Annotated in this window: 18 protein-coding genes; 8 read left to right on the top strand and 10 right to left on the bottom strand. The window is 50.6% G+C overall.

The window, feature by feature from the left end:
• Window positions 1-56: 56 nt before the first annotated feature.
• A complete protein-coding gene (locus ACX1DY_RS06415) occupies window positions 57-230 on the bottom strand; it encodes a hypothetical protein (protein ID WP_458963346.1) in 174 nt (57 codons plus the stop codon).
• Between the two features lie 123 nt (window positions 231-353).
• Window positions 354-1,256, bottom strand: coding sequence for an ArsR/SmtB family transcription factor (locus ACX1DY_RS06410; RefSeq protein ID WP_458963345.1), 903 nt, complete (start codon window positions 1,254-1,256; stop codon window positions 354-356).
• A 148-nt stretch (window positions 1,257-1,404) separates the two neighbouring features.
• On the opposite strand from ACX1DY_RS06410, the gene arfA reads away from it, so the two are divergent.
• Window positions 1,405-2,913: an arabinosylfuranosidase ArfA gene (gene arfA / locus ACX1DY_RS06405; RefSeq protein ID WP_458963344.1), complete on the top strand. Its 1,509-nt coding sequence runs from the start codon at window positions 1,405-1,407 to the stop codon at window positions 2,911-2,913.
• A gap of 6 nt (window positions 2,914-2,919) precedes the next feature.
• On the opposite strand, the gene ACX1DY_RS06400 is transcribed toward arfA, so the two are convergent.
• The 3 genes from ACX1DY_RS06400 to ACX1DY_RS06390 all read right to left on the bottom strand — a co-directional run bounded on the left by ACX1DY_RS06400 (window position 2,920) and on the right by ACX1DY_RS06390 (window position 4,932).
• The gene (locus ACX1DY_RS06400; RefSeq protein ID WP_458963343.1) at window positions 2,920-3,609 is read right to left on the bottom strand and encodes an LrgB family protein; all 690 of its coding nucleotides are present in this window, start codon (window positions 3,607-3,609) and stop codon (window positions 2,920-2,922) included.
• Window positions 3,606-4,028 (bottom strand): CidA/LrgA family protein, encoded by a 423-nt coding sequence (locus tag ACX1DY_RS06395; RefSeq protein WP_458963342.1) that lies wholly within the window; start codon window positions 4,026-4,028, stop codon window positions 3,606-3,608. The genes ACX1DY_RS06400 and ACX1DY_RS06395 overlap by 4 nt, the downstream gene beginning before the upstream one ends.
• Window positions 4,029-4,260: 232 nt before the next feature.
• Window positions 4,261-4,932, bottom strand: a complete 672-nt coding sequence (locus ACX1DY_RS06390) for an NAD(P)H-dependent oxidoreductase (RefSeq protein WP_458963341.1) — start codon at window positions 4,930-4,932, stop codon at window positions 4,261-4,263.
• Between the two features lie 145 nt (window positions 4,933-5,077).
• Here ACX1DY_RS06390 and ACX1DY_RS06385 point away from each other — a divergent pair, with 145 nt between their 5' ends.
• Window positions 5,078-5,473: a winged helix-turn-helix transcriptional regulator gene (locus tag ACX1DY_RS06385; RefSeq protein WP_458963340.1), complete on the top strand. Its 396-nt coding sequence runs from the start codon at window positions 5,078-5,080 to the stop codon at window positions 5,471-5,473.
• 82 nt (window positions 5,474-5,555) lie between these two features.
• Here ACX1DY_RS06385 and ACX1DY_RS06380 read toward each other — a convergent pair whose 3' ends face one another.
• The gene (locus ACX1DY_RS06380) at window positions 5,556-5,933 is read right to left on the bottom strand and encodes a YkvA family protein (protein WP_458963339.1); all 378 of its coding nucleotides are present in this window, start codon (window positions 5,931-5,933) and stop codon (window positions 5,556-5,558) included.
• A 137-nt stretch (window positions 5,934-6,070) separates the two neighbouring features.
• On the opposite strand from ACX1DY_RS06380, the gene ACX1DY_RS06375 reads away from it, so the two are divergent.
• Window positions 6,071-7,159 (top strand): low temperature requirement protein A, encoded by a 1,089-nt coding sequence (locus tag ACX1DY_RS06375; RefSeq protein WP_458963338.1) that lies wholly within the window; start codon window positions 6,071-6,073, stop codon window positions 7,157-7,159.
• 11 nt (window positions 7,160-7,170) lie between these two features.
• Here ACX1DY_RS06375 and ACX1DY_RS06370 read toward each other — a convergent pair whose 3' ends face one another.
• Window positions 7,171-8,142 (bottom strand): acetylxylan esterase, encoded by a 972-nt coding sequence (locus ACX1DY_RS06370; protein WP_458963337.1) that lies wholly within the window; start codon window positions 8,140-8,142, stop codon window positions 7,171-7,173.
• A gap of 91 nt (window positions 8,143-8,233) precedes the next feature.
• Here ACX1DY_RS06370 and ACX1DY_RS06365 point away from each other — a divergent pair, with 91 nt between their 5' ends.
• A complete protein-coding gene (locus tag ACX1DY_RS06365; protein ID WP_458963336.1) occupies window positions 8,234-9,073 on the top strand; it encodes a sugar phosphate isomerase/epimerase family protein in 840 nt (279 codons plus the stop codon).
• On the opposite strand, the gene ACX1DY_RS06360 is transcribed toward ACX1DY_RS06365, so the two are convergent.
• Window positions 9,070-9,576, bottom strand: coding sequence for a DinB family protein (locus tag ACX1DY_RS06360; RefSeq protein WP_458963335.1), 507 nt, complete (start codon window positions 9,574-9,576; stop codon window positions 9,070-9,072). The two genes, ACX1DY_RS06365 and ACX1DY_RS06360, sit on opposite strands and share 4 nt — an antisense overlap.
• A gap of 426 nt (window positions 9,577-10,002) precedes the next feature.
• Here ACX1DY_RS06360 and ACX1DY_RS06355 point away from each other — a divergent pair, with 426 nt between their 5' ends.
• On the top strand, window positions 10,003-10,764 hold the full coding sequence (locus tag ACX1DY_RS06355; protein ID WP_458963334.1) for an SGNH/GDSL hydrolase family protein: 762 nt from the start codon (window positions 10,003-10,005) through the stop codon (window positions 10,762-10,764).
• A 343-nt stretch (window positions 10,765-11,107) separates the two neighbouring features.
• The gene (thiD, locus tag ACX1DY_RS06350; protein WP_458963333.1) at window positions 11,108-11,920 is read left to right on the top strand and encodes a bifunctional hydroxymethylpyrimidine kinase/phosphomethylpyrimidine kinase; all 813 of its coding nucleotides are present in this window, start codon (window positions 11,108-11,110) and stop codon (window positions 11,918-11,920) included.
• 54 nt (window positions 11,921-11,974) lie between these two features.
• Here the strand turns inward: thiD and ACX1DY_RS06345 are convergent, their stop codons facing one another.
• A complete protein-coding gene (locus ACX1DY_RS06345) occupies window positions 11,975-12,883 on the bottom strand; it encodes a hypothetical protein (protein ID WP_458963332.1) in 909 nt (302 codons plus the stop codon).
• A 313-nt stretch (window positions 12,884-13,196) separates the two neighbouring features.
• Window positions 13,197-14,243, bottom strand: coding sequence for a Rieske 2Fe-2S domain-containing protein (locus ACX1DY_RS06340; RefSeq protein WP_458963331.1), 1,047 nt, complete (start codon window positions 14,241-14,243; stop codon window positions 13,197-13,199).
• Window positions 14,244-14,542: 299 nt separating this feature from the next.
• Here ACX1DY_RS06340 and ACX1DY_RS06335 point away from each other — a divergent pair, with 299 nt between their 5' ends.
• Both ACX1DY_RS06335 and ACX1DY_RS06330 read left to right on the top strand, forming a co-directional pair.
• Complete coding sequence (locus ACX1DY_RS06335; protein WP_458963330.1) at window positions 14,543-14,776, top strand: ferredoxin; 234 nt, start codon at window positions 14,543-14,545, stop codon at window positions 14,774-14,776.
• Between the two features lie 266 nt (window positions 14,777-15,042).
• Entirely contained in the window at window positions 15,043-16,590 is a 1,548-nt protein-coding gene (locus ACX1DY_RS06330; protein WP_458963329.1) for a serine hydrolase domain-containing protein, read from the top strand.
• Window positions 16,591-16,672: the final 82 nt, after the last annotated feature.

The following is a 16,672-nucleotide window of genomic DNA, read 5'->3' as shown; positions in this document are numbered from 1 at the left end:
GCCAGACGCAAAAACAGACTACCCAAAGGATAGTCTGCCAGCCTGCAAATTCAGCTCTAATTCTTGGGAAGCGGGTCTGGATGGGCGGATTCCGCCGGTTTGGATACCCAGTCGTCAGCCTCCGGCTCAACGTCTACGCCATTCTCCATCTTTTTGCGTTCTGCGAGCGAATCTCCGGCTTTATTTGGCTTGTTGCGGATGTCCGCTTCGTTCCCGATATGATCTGCCATGTGAAATCCTCCTTTTTGCGCGCTATGCAGGTTATAGGTTACATAGTTAGAGTTGCCCGCCAGCCTGCTTTGCAAACATCTTTCGCAGAGGTTATGGATTTCGGCTTATAATCACATCATTTTTTAACAATAATATACCCTAAATACAATGTCCTGCTCATAATTGCCAAAACCGCGGCCGAACAGGGTCAATCCGCCCCGTCTGCGGGTGGTGTCCTCTGCTGTGAAACGGAAGCTCCACTGGTCCTGCTGCCAGCCCACATCGTCCAGAGTTACCGCTGAAATCTGCTGTCCGTCAATATACGTTCCGCCGCTGTTAATCCGCAGTACCTTGAGCAGGCCGTACTGATTCACATCTGAATCCAGCCAGGCCGGGGTCAAGCGCCCTCTCATTACGCCAAAGTCACCGGGGCTTGTCCACTTCCCCAACTCGACCCCGTTCAAGGTAAACGCGATATCTGAAGGCCATTTCTCATTCACACTCGGGGCTTCTGATCCGATCTCCATTGAGACTTCGATCTCCTGAACCGTCTGATCCTTGAAAAGATAATTGGGAACCTTGTATTCAACGTAACCCTTGGCAAACCAGAGAATCCCGGCATCCACCCGCTCCGGGTCCAGAAAATAGCGCGGATCATCATAGTAGCCGATCAGCTTCTCCGTTGTGGCTATCCCGCAGGTAGGTGAGGCCTGCAGATCCGTATATTGTCCGACCGGCACGGATACCTCGACTACTTTTCTGGAAATGCCATGTGAACCCGAGAGCTTAATTTGCAAAAAATTGGCGGATAACGAACAGTATTTATAGGTTCCGCCATCAATTCTTCTCATTTGTGAGCTGACGATGCCGGCCCTCTGCAGCTTAGCGACATGTGAGCTGACGATGGCGCTGCTCAGATAAAGGCTGGAGGCAAGCTCCTTGATATGCATCTCCCGCTCGCTAAGCAGATCAATAATCCGCAGCCTGACCTCGCTGGCCAAAGCTTCATACACCTTAAGCGACTCCGAATCCGTTGTTAAGTACATCTGTATCCTCCAGATTCATAAGAATTAGCAATTATATTAATCCTCAATTTTTATATTGCTAAGTATAGCAGATGATTCGTATGATGTAATCAGAAAACGAAGCGTTCAATTAGGATATATATTAATTCACCAAAGGAGCGACTCTTCTATGACTATTAAAGCATCCATGATTGTTGACAAAGACTTCAAGCTGGCCGAGGTGGACCCTCGACTATACGGTTCATTCATTGAGCATTTGGGCCGGGCTGTGTATGGCGGAATATATGAACCCGGGCATCCTACCGCTGACGAGAACGGATTCCGCAAAGACGTTCTTGAAGCGGTGCGGGCACTGAATGTTCCAATCATCCGCTATCCCGGCGGCAATTTTGTCTCCGGCTATAACTGGGAAGACGGCGTCGGCCCTCAGTCGGAACGCAAGCGTACTCTGGAATTAGCCTGGTGGACGACAGAAACGAATCAGGTAGGCACGAACGAGTTCGCTGAATGGGCCAAGCTGGCCGGTTCAGAGGTTATGATGGCAGTCAATCTTGGAACACGCGGCATTGATGCCGCCAGAAATCTGGTTGAATACTGCAACCACCCCTCCGGCTCTTACTGGAGTGACCTGCGGAGATCCCACGGCGTAGAGGCTCCGCATAAATTCAAGACCTGGTGCCTGGGCAATGAGATGGACGGCCCGTGGCAGATCGGAGCCAAAACCGCTGTAGAATACGGACGGCTAGCCAATGAAACCGCCAAAGCGATGCGCTGGGTGGACCCGTCACTGGAACTGGTTGCATGTGGAAGCTCGGGCAGCGACATGAGCACTTTTGCCGAATGGGAAGCTACCGTACTGGATTTGACTTATGACAATGTAGATTTCCTGTCTCTGCATACCTACTACAACAACAACGTGGGAGACACGCCTAATTTTCTAGCCAAATCACTGGATTTGGACCAGTTCATCGACAGTGTGGCAGCGATTTGCGATTATATCAAAGCCAAAAAGAAGAGCAAAAAGAAAATCTATCTGTCACTGGATGAGTGGAATGTGTGGAAGTCGCAGGGGTCAAGCCGTATGGACACACATTGGCAGATTGCGCCGCCGGAATTCGAGGATGTCTACAATATGGAGGATGCGCTGGTTGTGGGCTGCTGCCTGATCAGCCTGCTGAAGCACGCGGACCGGGTGAAGATGGCTTGTCTTGCCCAGCTGATCAACACCATTGCGCCGATTATGACTGAGAATGGCGGCCCATTGTGGCTCCAGACCACTTACTACCCTTACATGCATGCTTCGCTTTATGGCCGGGGAACAGTACTGCATCCGCTCATTTCCAGCCCGAAATATGATTCCAAGGATTTCACCGATGTTCCTTACCTGGAAGCAGTGAGTGTGTATAACGAGGAGCTTGGCGAGATCACCGTCTTTGCGGTAAACCGTCATTTAAGCGAAGGGATGGAGCTTTCCGTGGATCTGCGCAGCTTCGGGAAAACTACCGTCATTCAGCATACCGTCATGGATCATGAAGATCTTCAGGCAGCAAACACTAAGTCCAACCCGGGGGCAGTCCTCCCGCACAACCGCGGAACAGCTTCAGCAGAGGGTGGCCGCATCACCGCCCTGTTGTCCAAAGCGTCCTGGAATGTTATCCGGCTGCGGGTGGAGAACTAAGTTGATTTAGTGGTACATGATCCAAGCGACGATTGGACCGACAATGGAACCCACGATGGCGCAGACTGTCATTGCTACGGAGCTCATAGAGACGGACCGTTCGCCGTATTCCAGCGCTTTGGCTGTGCCAAGGGCGTGAGAGGCAGTTCCCAGACCGATGCCAATGCCGGATTCACTGCGGATTCTGAACAGCTTGATAATATAAGGCCCGCCAATCGCTCCAGTGAATCCGGCAACCATTACGAATACAGAGGTTAGGGACGAGTTCCCCCCAAGGTTGCTGGAAATCTGGATTGCCACGGCAGTGGTAATGGATTTGGGCAGTATTGAGAGCACGTACATCTTGGAAAAGCCAAGCCCGGCCGCCAGCAGCAGCCCGCTGAACATCCCGACGAGCAGCCCGGTGACCGTGCCTCCGAGGATAGCGGGCAGGTTCTGCCACAGCACATGGCGCTGTTTGTACAGCGGATACGCAAGCGACACCACTGCCGGTCCCAGCAGACGGTTGATCCATTCGCCGCCGATCATGTAGGTGTCATAAGAAATATCGAATCCGAGCAGCAGCACCACTACGGTAAAGGTCGCGGTCAGCGCCGGCAAAAGCACAGGCAGACGAAACCGTCTGTACAGCATGGACATGAACAGATAGATGGCAACGTTCATCAGGACGAAGCCTACAGCAAGCAGGATTCTCATGCTTCAGTCCCCTTCCCGGGTACGGCACTGATTTTGGCGTGGTCACTGAGTCCCGCTTTGCGTCCTGCGCTGCGACGCGCGATCCACTCACTGGAATGGGCCGTCACAACCATGGTCAATACGCTGCTTACAACCAATATGCCAATGAGCAGCAGCCCTCTGCCGCTGAAAATGTCCAGGTGATTCATAATCCCGGCGGTTGCCGGAATGAAGAACATCGGAAGATAGGCGAGTATAAAGTTCGAGCCATTCTCGATCAGCTTCACCGGCACAATCTTCAGCAGCAATAAAATAAAGAGAAGCAGAAGTCCGACAATGCTGCCCGGAATTGGAAGATGCAGCAGCTTTTGCAGATATTCTCCGGCAAGATAGAATGCGTACAGTACGCCAACTTCGGCAATGATACGAATGATTTTCATGCTGCAGGAATCCCTTCAATCTTGAAATAACAATTCTATTTAAAAACATCGACTCTACTAGACTAGCAGAACTTTCAGCAAGTTTTCAATTCTTTTTCGAAGCTTTTATGTATTTTCTGCATTCACACAAAAACGGCTCTGCCGGCAAGCTCGCTGTGTTTCCACAACGCCGCTGCCAGCAGAGCCGTTTTTTCAATAATCTTCCTTCATCATACCGTTATCTCCGGCTGCCTTACACCCACTGCACAACCTGATCAGCACTGCGCCGTGTTTTGCCGCGTGGTTCATTGAGACGGTAACCGAAGGCCACCATACAAGCGATTCCGAAATGGTCAGGGTCCATAATGCCTTCCGCAGCCAGTATCTCTTCGATTTGCTGTTTATTGAAGCCTTCAATCGGGCAGGAATCAATCCCGATCTGAGCGGCGGCGGTCATCATATTGCCAAGGGCCAGGTAAGTCTGGCGTGCACCCCACTCGAACATCGCCCGCTCATTGCCATCCAGTCCGAAATCCGATTTCAGGAAGGCTGCGTAAAAGTTTCGTCTCTCCTCGGCAACCTCAGGCGGCAGATTCTGCACATCCTTCATCATCCCTTGAATGTATTCCGATCCGGCGGCCATATCCTTAGGCAATCTGGAGAGAATCAGCACGAAGTGGCTTGCCGTCGGCAGCTGCTTTTGCGCTCCCCAGGTAAACGGGCGCAGCTTCTCGCGGACCTGCGGATTCTGCACCACCACAAACCGCCAAGGCTCAAACCCGAAGGAGCTTGGTGACAGCCGTCCGGTTTCCAGAATAAACTGAAAGTCCTCGCTGCTGATCTTGCGGCTGGCGTCGAATTCTTTAGTGGCATGTCTGAACTGATAAGCCGCCAAAATTTCATTTTTTACTGTTGCTGTTTCCATATCCATACTCCCTTTCGTATATACATCATTTGGTTTGACTATGTCTTGCTTGCGAGATTAATATTAGAGTATATATGCAGGGTTTTAAAGTACGCACATTAATGTAATGTAGTATACAAATTGATACTGAAGGAGTTTGGCTGTTATGCGCAATAGAAAAGGCGGGTTTGGCGAGTGCCCGGATGATATGGGAACAGCTTGTCCCGTAGAGTTCACGCTCGACGTGATCGGGGGCAAATGGAAGGGTGTGCTTTTATACCACTTGATGGAGGACAAAAAACGCTTCAATGAATTCCGCCGGATCTGTCCGGGAATTACCCAGCGCATGCTGACTTTGCAGCTCCGCGAGCTGGAAGAGGATGGGGTGATCCACCGTGAGGTCTACCAGCAGGTCCCTCCAAAGGTCGAATATTCACTAACCGAGTTCGGCAAGACGCTAATTCCCATCATTAAGCTGATGAGGGACTGGGGTGAGGAATATAAGCAGAACCAGCTTCGCCAGCCCCAGGAGGAGTCAGCCTCCTTGTCTCCACAAGTATAAGATACACAAAAAAACAGCCTTCCAAGGAAAGCTGCCCTATAGCGGAAAATGTATGGTGTAGCACATGCTGCACCTTTTTTGCTTATTGCTCCTGCCCGAAAAATGCCTCCGACTTCTGCCGGTGCTCATCGGTCACCTGACCGGCTATCGCTCTTACGCCTGCGGCAATAATAGCCGCGTCATCCGTGAACCCCAGGCCGATCAGCGCATCTGGAATGGCGTCGATTGGAGAAATGAAATAGGCCAGCGCTCCGAAGGCAATGCCTTTCGCCCAGAGCGGGGTTTTGGCGTCAACCGCACAGTAATACATCGCCACGGCATCTTTGGTAAAAGGTATTTTCCCGGCAAATTTCTTGGTTTTGCTCCAGAAGCTCTTTTTCACCAGCTCTTCATTCTGCTTACTGTATCTAAAATTCTCTACAACGGTTTCTGCCGGAACACTCTCTCCGCCCTTCTCCACCCTGCAATCCCTCCCCAAAAACTTATAAATGTCTTGCGGTAAGCAGAAAATAACCTTTATTATATCATATAACCCCGGCTGCTCTGGGTAAACAGACTATAAGCATGAAATCATCTAATGGCAAAGGGGTATGGCATATGATTGTAAAAAAAGTAACCTGGCTGGAGCTCTTTTATGATTTGCTCTTTGTAGCCGCAGTTTCCAAAGCAAGCCATGTGCTGCTGCACGTGGAAGACTGGGCCATTTCCCTCCAGACACTGGGCAAATTTGTGCTGATTTTCATCCCCATTTGGTGGGCCTGGGTCGGTCAGACGCTTTTTGTCAACCGCTTTGGACAGGATATTGCTTCGCACCGGATATTTCTGATCGTCCAATTGTTTTTTGTGCTGATCATGACCGCCAGTCTGTCTGTGGATTTTGATGCCAATTATTATTCATTTCTGATCGGGTATATCGGGCTTCGGGCTATGACTGCAGTTCAATATCATTACGTGCACTCCAAAGAAACCGGACACATGCGGGCCACCGCCCATTATCTAGGCACACGCTTCTGGATCGGCCTCGCGATCTCCGCTTGCTCCCTGTTCTTTGATTCCTGGGTCCGATATGCGGTGCTGTACGCTGGGATTGCCTTGGACATTACGATTCCGCTGACCGGCAGAAAAATCCTGGTGAAATCTCCAACTAATACACACCATCTGCTGGAACGTTTCTCTTTGTTCGCGCTGATTCTGCTTGGGGAATCCGTTGTCAGCATCCTTGCCGTGCTGCAGTCCAGCTCCTGGACCTGGCAGTCTGTGGGATTCGCAGCCCTGACCTTCGTCCTGATCATCGCAATGTGGTGGCAATATTATGACAACCTGGAGAAAAAGGTGGACAAAAACATCCAAACCGCCGGGCAGACGATTATCTACGGCCATCTGTTCATCTTTTTGTCGCTGTGCATGCTCGCCGCTTCAATCCAACTGTTATTTCTAAATCAGCTTCACTATGCACTGATGGTCAATCTAATCTTCGGTGCCGTTCTACTCTACTTCGCTTCTACAACCTGGGTGTTCCATATTTACAGGCACAAGCAGCATAGACTTGGAGTCCTCCATTTAGCGCTGCTGACGGCGATGCTGGCCTTCTTTTACATTCTGAATATGGTGGTTCATGTACCGAATGTGCTCATCATGGGAGAGCTGGCGCTGTTCTTTGCCGCTTATGCCAAAATCACAACTTGACCGCCACTAAGCTAGTGCCCGGCTGATTCCAAATGTCTCTGCAGGAACAGCACCTTCTGCCGCTGATGGTACTCACTGACCTCATGCCCGGAAAAAGGGTAATCCAGCATCAGCTTGGGCGACTCAATGCGGTTATATGCGGCATAGACCGTTTCAGGCATACACACCGTATCCTTCCAGCCGACAGACATCAATACAGGAACTGTAATGCGAGGGGCCAGATTCACGATGTCAAAATAAGCAAGATTATGCAGTACCTGCTCCAGATGCTCCGGATAGCGTTTCACGTAGTCGGCGATCTCCGTTAGCGAGCTGCTTGAATTCAGCACGCCAAAGTCCAGCCGGCAGAGATTGGGGATATCGGCGGCAACCGCCGCGACACGCGGATTCAGTGCGCCGGCCAGCAGTGCAAGCCCCCCGCCCTGGCTGGCACCGGTGACGGCGATACGTGACGGGTCCACTCCCGGCAGCTCTGCAGCAGTATCTATAGCCCGGACAGTATCTATCGCCACAGCCATGTAATAGGAGCGTTCCTTGTCCAGAAGCCCCTGGGTAATCCAGCCCCGGGTTACACCGCTTTCGTGAGGCAGCCGGTTGCCGGTCTCACCAAGCTGTCCCCGCACATCTACAGCCAGAACAGCATACCCGAGCAGCACCCAGGAAGCGTATCTTTCCGGATATCCCCTATCTCCGGTGTAACCGGGGAAGGTCACGATACAAGGCCGCAGCTCTCCGCCGGACGCAGGGAGTGAGGGCTGGATATACCAGGCATGGACTGTGGTTTCATCGAAGCCCTTGAAGCTGATTTTGCTTACCTGCATTCCCGGATATGGCGTAACTTCGGGAACAGAAACCCATTCCAGGGGTCTGTTCCCATATTCCTCAAGAATGCTATCCCAGTAATTGTTGACCGTCTCCATATCCAATGTGGGTTCCGGACGGCAGTTCTGAAGCTCCTGCTTGCGTTGCTCAATCGTATTCATCTCATACACTCCTATTTCTTAAGCTCTTTATCATTGCATATCATTGTAAGCGCTATTAATATTAATACAAATCCATAGATTTCAAAAGGAGATGTTCATTATTCGTTACGGAACCTTAGCACACACCGCAGGCTGTTTACCGCTTAAAGAGCTGACTGCCGCTCTTCAGGACTACGGAATTGATTTCGTACAACTCGCCTTGTCCAAAGCTATACAGGATATTGACACCTCAACCGGCAAGCTCAGTCCCGGCTTGGCTAACTATATCGGCGAGCAGTTTGACAAAGCAGGCATCCGCATCGGTGTGCTCGGCTGCTACATCAATCCTATTCATCCCGATCCGGCGGTCCGCCGGCAGGAGATTAAGCGATTCAAGGAGCATTTGCGTTATGCCCGGCAATTCGGTGCGCCGATGGTGGCAACAGAGACCGGGAATTTAACTACCTATAAAGAGCTTGAGCCTTCCCGGTATGAAGAACTCGGCTGGGACACGCTCAAGGCCACGGTTGAGGAATTAGCTGAAGAAGCCGAGAAATGGGGCGTTCTTCTGGGTCTTGAGGGCGTCAGCACCCATACTCTGTCCACACCGGCAAAAATGCGCCGTATTCTGGATGAAGTACCTTCCAGCTCCATCGGTGTGGTATTCGATCCATGCAACTTGATCGGAGATCAGGTTCACTTACAGGATGAAATTGTAGACGATGCCTTCAGCCTGTTCGGCGAACGGATCATTCTGGCACACCTTAAGGGTATCTATGCCGAAGGAAGCGGGTTCCGTCACGGCAAAGCCGGCCAGGGACTGTTCCACACCGCCGACTTCCTGAAGAAGCTTCAGACCCACAAGCCGATGATCGACGTATCGCTTGAGGATATTACCGGTCCTGATGTCAAAGAGACAGTTGCCCTGATGAAAAACCTGTGCAGCAATTAGTTGTAGTGCTTCCAGTTCAGTAAATGAACATCTTCTTCCTGCAGCCATTTGGCGGCGTATACAATCTGGCCGGTATGGTAGGCATAATGCTCTGCCGTACCGATCAGAATCTTCTGGATGCTCCAGTTATAGCTGGCAACACCCGAATTCTCAGGGTAATGCACAGTAACCACCCGCTCCAAATCTCCTGCAGTCAGGTTACGGACTACGGACCAGCTCTCTGCTCTCACCTGTCTTAGCTGTTCCAGCAGCTCCTCTGCCGTATACCCTCCCCTGGTCAGGAACTCCGCAGGTCTATCCCTCTCTGCTGACCGATTACCAATGGCGCTGACCAAATGCTGGTATTCATTCCCGGCCAGATGCAGACACAGATTGCCGATTGCATTCATTTTCTCCCTGGGACGGAACCACACCTTCTCTTCCGGCAGCCGCCCGACAGCCAGCTCCAAATAGCCCAGCGATTGATCCAGTCTTCTCATGCATTCCGTGATAATCTCACTCATTCTATTTCCTCCTCTGCCGGTATATTGGAGTGTCTTTTCCTATTTATCATATCACTGCAAGGCTGTAAGTTATATCTCACATTCTTGTTCAACTTATATAGGTTGAACTTTAGATTTTCATATTGGGGTCTGGTCGTAACTGCGGGGAATGTTTGGACTTCCGGCCGCTGTTGTCTGCAGATTTCTTGATTTATACCGCTGTTCGCGGTTGAAATCCGCAGACAAAGGCGGACGCATTCGCTCCTCCAGTTCCAAACTTCCCCTCCGCTACTTCCGCCCTTTTTATGTTTTTTTAAGTTCAACTTATACAGCCATCTACTGAATGAACAGCAGATATAACCGTGACATTTATACATAGGCAATGCCTTCGTGAAGGTTTACACTAAAATAAAGTACAATACAGATATCGGAGGTGAAGCAATGCATATGAACGAAAAACGTTCGGTAAATGCAGAGTTTGGGCTTAAATATATGGTCAGCGGCGACTCCATCTCGAAAGGTGTGGTCTACGACGAAGCCAGAAGCAAATATGTTATTCTGGAGGATAACTATGTCTCTCTGCTGCAAGGGAAGCTGAAGGGAGCGCTGCGCAACACTGCAAGATTTGGCAACACCCTGCTCAAGGGCTTCGGCAATCTTAAGCGTGATGTGCTGAAGGAGAAGCCGGATGTGGTGCTGATTGAATACGGGGGAAATGACTGTGATTTCCACTGGGAGGAGATTGCGAACGACCCGGAGGCAGAGCATAATCCGAAGACCGCGTTTCCGGCATTCGAACGCATGCTGCTCGATATGATTGATTTCCTGAAGAACCAGGGGATAACCCCCATTCTGATGAGTCTTCCTCCGCTGAATGCGGACAACTATTTCAAGTGGGTCAGTGGAAATAATCCTGCCTCGGAAGTCAACATTATGAAGTTTCTCGGCAGTGTGACCAAAATTTACTGGTGGCAGGAAAGATACAACTCCACCATTATCAAGGTCGCGGAGACCACCAGAACCAAGATCATTGATGTCCGGGGCGCATTTCTCCAGCATCCGGACTACACGCAGTTTATTTGCCGTGACGGCATCCACCCGAATAAGGAAGGCCACCGCATTATCTTTGACAAGGTGCTGGATTTCCTTCGCAGCACCGAACCCCATCTGCTGTTGGACAGCCCAGGACAGGCTCTACATAGCCACTGAATTCACAAATAACGGGGATAATCAGAAGGAACATATTGAAGGCCTGCGGCATATCCGATGATGCGCGCAGGCCTATTCTCATGATAATGAAGCGGAACAAGTGGAAACGGCTACGCCGTCCTTATAAGGACGGTATCCGTTTCAGCGAGAAATATAAGGATAATTTATAGTGTGAAACATATAAATTCTTATATTTACAAGTAGCCCTCTAAGCGATGTCTTCACTTTATGGGGTTATTTTGCGGACGGCAGCAGTGATTTTTGTTATAATATCGTAGTGTTTAAAATGATTCCTTTCGAATCAGGCAATATCTATTTATATACAAAGAAGGGGACGTTCACTTTGTCAAAAATCATCAAAACCTTAACGATTGCCGGAAGTGACTCCAGCGGAGGCGCCGGCATCCAGGCTGATCTGAAAACTTTTGAGGAGTATGGCACCTATGGTTTCAGCGCTTTAACCACTATCGTTACGATGGACCCGGATAACGGCTGGCATCACAACGTCTATCCGATTGATGCGGCAATTGTAGCTGAGCAACTGAAAACCGTGTTCGCTGGCGGTCCTGTCGATGCTATGAAGACCGGCATGCTGGGTAGCGTAGATATCGTCCATGTCGCGGAAAAAGCAATTAAAGACAATCAGCAGACCAATGTTGTCATTGATCCGGTCATGGTCTGCAAAGGGGAAGACGAAGTACTGAATCCGGAGAGTGCCAATGCAATCCGCGATCTGCTGCTGCCGCTGGCCACTGTGGTCACCCCTAACTTGTTCGAAGCAGGCGTGCTTTCCGGGCTGGGCAAGCTCTCTTCAATTGAAGAAATGAAGGAAGCGGCGCGACTGATCCATCTGCTCGGCACACAAAATGTTGTCGTAAAGGGCGGCAAGGCGCTCGGCGGCGATAAGGCCATCGACGTGTTCTTCGACGGATCCGAATACACCGTTCTGGAAACAGCCAAAATCGAACCGGCCTACAACCACGGAGCGGGCTGCACCTTTGCCGCTGCCATCACAGGCGGATTGGCTAATGGCCTTTCTGTGAATGAAGCCGTAGCCAAGGCGAAGGATTTCGTCTCCGCAGCGATTCGCAGCGGTTATGCCTTCAACCAATATGTCGGCCCTGTGTTCCACGGCGGCTACCGCTTGGAGCAGTAGGCACTATCAAAAAATGGCGGGACGAAGAGGCATTGCCCTCCGTTCCGCCATTTTTCACTTTCCTGCTGACTCCTCAGCAATATGCTTTACGAAATCAAACATCTTGACCTTCTGCTCTTCCCCGCCCAGAACTCCGATCTCGACAGACTGAGTATTACGGTTGATCGGCAAACCAGATACAAACTTCGAGTCCGTAATGTCCACGGCGTACAGCTCTTTCTGGCCACTCTCTCCATCCGTCCCCCACTTCAGACGGGTATCACTGCTTGAAATCTTGCCATCCTTCAAAATCGGTTCGAGATTCTGAAACCCGTCCTGTCCGCCGATCCATTCAAGCGTGGCTTCATCCAGAATGAGAATATCCGGCGAATTCGCCGCCAGCTCGACGACTGCCTTTTGCATATAGTTCATATCGAGTGTATCTGCGCCCGCCCCTGTTTTGGGAAGGTAGACAATGCTGCTGTCCACCCGTTTCCACTGCGGGTATTCTGCAAGAATCGCCTTGTTCAGATCATCCGTCTTGCCGTTCGGGTCCTTCACCCCGAAATTGCCGATGAACATGATCTTCGCATCTATCGGGGGCAACGAGGCCAAGTATTTTTTATGCTGCCAATTGTTATACAGTGCGTTGCCGCCGGCAATGAGCACAATTACAGCGATGATACCGATGATGACATGTGTCTTGTAGAGCCGCATAAAGCGTTCCCATTTGCGCGCTCCACCGGCAAAGCTGCCGTATTTGGCCAGCCGCTGGTCCTCCGCCTCCTGAATCTCCTGCTGATCTCTTGAATCCAGAATAAGTTTGATTGCTTGGAACTCTTCTTCATAGGCTGCTATTTCCGTTTCACTCTTCAGCGAACGGCGCCGTTTCAGCAGCAGATCAAAACGCTTGTCGAGTTCCTCTCTGGTTACGGTTTCAGAAAGCCCTAACCTTTCATAGGCTTGCTTCAGTTTCTCATTCACAATAAAGTCTCCTTTGGTATGATGCCCGCCCTGCTTAGCGCCGTTGCCGGATCAGTCTTGGATTTTGTTGGTGCCTTCTCTTATTCCTATTTTATCAGAGTTGCACCCATATTCTCCAGTCGGGCAGATAAGTCTGCTGGCTAGTATTCTCTTTCTTTTAAAAGTAGAAGAAAAAGCAGTGAATTGCAACTTTCCGCCAAGACATGCCCTCTACACCATTGGTAAAAGCAAAAAACCTCCTTGCGTATGCTCCTGCAGGAACAAACACAAGAAGGAATATGATAGCTGCAGCTCTTATTAATGAGTCCAGCTTCTATGAAGTATAAGACCGTCCCAGCCCCAGTTCGGTAAGAAGCTGGCGGTATGCAATGGAGGTGCGGTCTGCCGGAATATGGGCTTCAGCCTGCAAATCCAGCGGCAAGTCCTCTGGAGTCTGCGATTCCACCATTTCGGCGTCTTCCCCAAAGACCTGCAGATTGAACCTGATCGTATCCTCCACCGGCGCACTTTTGTCGAAGTTTCTGGAGATCGGGCAGAACAGCCGAGTGTAGCGGGCGGAGACCGGAGAAGCGCAGTTGAGAATTTTGAGCCTTCCCTCATCCGGAAAATATACCGTAAGCGAAGCCGCAAACGGAGGAAACACACGGAACTCGCGCAGCCACATAAAGCCCTCTGGCGCCGGATTCTCCTGGCCTTTGCCGTAATTGCTGACTGTGCTCCAGTATTCGGCCACCAGCTCGTCGCCCTCGCGTCTTACCTTGTATTGCGGAACCTCCGTATTGTTGCGGTCGCCGAAGGTCGCCGTATGCACATAAGCGAAATGTGAGACATCCAGGAAGCCTTCCATTTGGCGGCCGGACGAACCGGCAATATCGAAGCTCGGCGGCAAAATATTAATATAATCCGGATCATCCCAGCCGGGAAAGGCCGGAATTTGCTCCGGTGCTGACCCCAGGCAGGTCCAGATCAGGCCATAACGCTCAACAGCAGGATAGACGATCAGCTTCAGTTTGGGTGAAATTTTGGAGCTGGGATGCGCAGGAACGGCTGTACATTTGCCTTCACAGTTATAGCGGAAGCCGTGGTACGGGCAGACAATTTCACCATTCTCCACCCAGCCTTTGCTCAGCGGCGCTCCCCGGTGGAAACACAGATCACGCGCAACAACCACCTTGCCTTCACTGCGGTAGCACACCAGCTTCATATCCAGCAGCTTCACCGCAAGCGGTTTGTCCTGCACCTCGTCTGCAATCGCTACAGGGTACCAATATTCAGCCAGCACCCGCCAGTCCTCAGGGGAGAACGTGCAGTCACGGGGAAGCTCGAGCTCTTGTGCCGGTATCTTCTTTTCCTCTATCATGTTCGTTCCACCTCTCCACTCACTCTAATCTCCATAAAGGTAGTGAATTATATGTTAGATTATATAACTTGTTGCGTGTATTTTAATATCATTTTACTGTAAAAATCAATCGCGAATCGTTTGTTTTTGTTCATCCGACTAAAAATAACGTATTAATGTTATGCATCATAACATTTGTGAATGTACAATAACACATGAATAAGCCTATATGAAGAAGCATATTATCCATTCCAAGAGACATACACTATCATGAAATCATCATTTTCGTAACTTATCAAATTTAAAAAGGAGAGAGAATCATGAGTCAATTTGCCAGTGTCGACCAGGATTCCTGTATCGCTTGTGGTGCTTGCAGCTCTGCAGCCCCGGACATTTTCGATCTGGATAACAACGGAATCGCCGGCGTGATCTATGAGGGTGATAATAACCGGGGGGTTACAGCTATCAGCGAGGACATGCTGGAAGAATTGCAGGAGGCCTTCGACAGTTGTCCTACCCACTGCATCCAGCTTGCCGCTGCCCCGTTTGCCTGAAGTTCAATACTGCTATATCTTCAAAAAAAGAGGAGACTCCCGGCCTTGCGGCTGTAGATTCTCCTCTTCTTTTTCGTTCGGCAGTGATTGCTTCCAGATCCACTACTCAGTACTGCCCGGACGTTCACTAGACACCTTACAGCGCTGTAAGATTCCTTTAAGGAAAATTAAAGCTTATCGTAAGCTAAATCTATGGGAGATTAACTACATATGGACTACGCTGTATTTATTGCTTATATGAATGAAGATCAAAGGAGTCCAAACACATGAAATCCAGCAAAAAAACAGCATTTTACCGCATTATAGCCTTATGTACGATTGCCGCAGGTTTGGCGGTTTCAGGCCTATCCAGTAGTGTGAGTGCGGAGGCAGGGAGTCCAGCGTCTGCTAAAATTTCATCTCCCGGAAATATCGGGGAATTCAAGCTGCTGCTGGACCGCAAAGTGCCCGAGTGGCAGGAGACCTACGATGTTCCCGGAGTGGCAGTGGGCTTGGTACATAACGGGCAAGAGGCTTACTCGCTTAATTACGGGGTAGCCGATACTAAGAGCGGTGAGCCCGTGAACAACGATACACGGTTCCAGGCAGGTTCAATCTCCAAGAGTCTGACCGCATGGGGTATTCTTCATCTCGCTGAAGAAGGACAGGTATCGCTCGATGATTCCGTCACGAAATATTTAACGCGCTGGAAGCTGCCAAGCTCTGAATTTGATGAAAGTGGGGTCACTCTCAGGAGATTGCTCAGCCATACCGCCGGCCTGCCCGCACACCAAGGTTATCTTGGCTCCGCTCCGGGAGAGCCGCTGCCGACGCTGGAGGAATCCTTATCAGGGGCCGGATGGTCCAATGATCCGGTGAAGCTGGCCGCTGCTCCCGGAACGGAGGCAGTCTATTCCGGTGCGGGATATACGCTATTGCAGCTAGTGATTGAGGAGGTCACCGGCCTGCCTTTTGAACAGTATATGGATCAGCAGGTGCTGAAGCCGTTAGGAATGAATGCCAGCACCTTCGGGGACACCACCGCCAACCCTCTGATGGCAAAAGGATACGGTTACTTCGGACAGACGCTGCCGGATTATCATTTTACTGAAAAAGCCGCCGCTGGCCTATCTACCACTTCCACTGATCTGATGAAATTGATTATGGCCAGCATGGGTGGGAAAAATGAACCGCTGGCTGGCAGCAGTGTGATCTCAAAGCCGCTTATACAAGAGATGCAGACACCGGTTCTGGCTGATAATGGTTTGGGTATTTTCACAAGAACCCTGTCCAGCGGCCAGATCATGCTGTATCATCCGGGGGATAACCGGGGATTTCACAGCTTTTACGGCTTCGTCCCGAAGACCGGGGATGGCCTCGTGATTCTGACGAACAGCGAGAACGGCATCGACCTGCGGCAGGACATTTACCATGCTTGGGTTCAGTCGCTGACCGGCTCCGTACCGGATGGATATGACGCGCTTGATGCTGCACGCAAGACTAACGCCTACATCGCATACGCTGTTGCAGCGCTGCTTGGTATATATGTGCTTGTCTGGGTTCTCCGGCTGCTAAAAGGAAGACGGGTGTTCATAACCAAGCATAACCGGCAGCCATACCTCTGGCTCGGAATTCGTGTCGTCTTGCTTACAGCAACAGGTACTCTTCTGTTCCTGACTTCTTACTCCTGGAGCATTCTCGGACTTTCGGCCGGCCTGAAGAACACCGTGCTCTGGGTCTTCGCCTGGCATATCACCTTGTTCATCGCCGGGTTCTTTCCGAAGCAGAAGACACCGCGCAAACGCTCAGCCGATACATCTGATACGATCTCTTAAGACTCAATGCGTCAGACTGATTACATCCATCTTGCTCAAAAAACGAGGGGGCCCAAGCAGCCATTTCATGGCAGCTTCTGGC

This window comes from Paenibacillus sp. BAC0078 (assembly GCF_054483875.1).
Note: the sequence above shows the minus strand (reverse complement) of the source record. Positions and strands in the feature narration are given on the sequence as shown.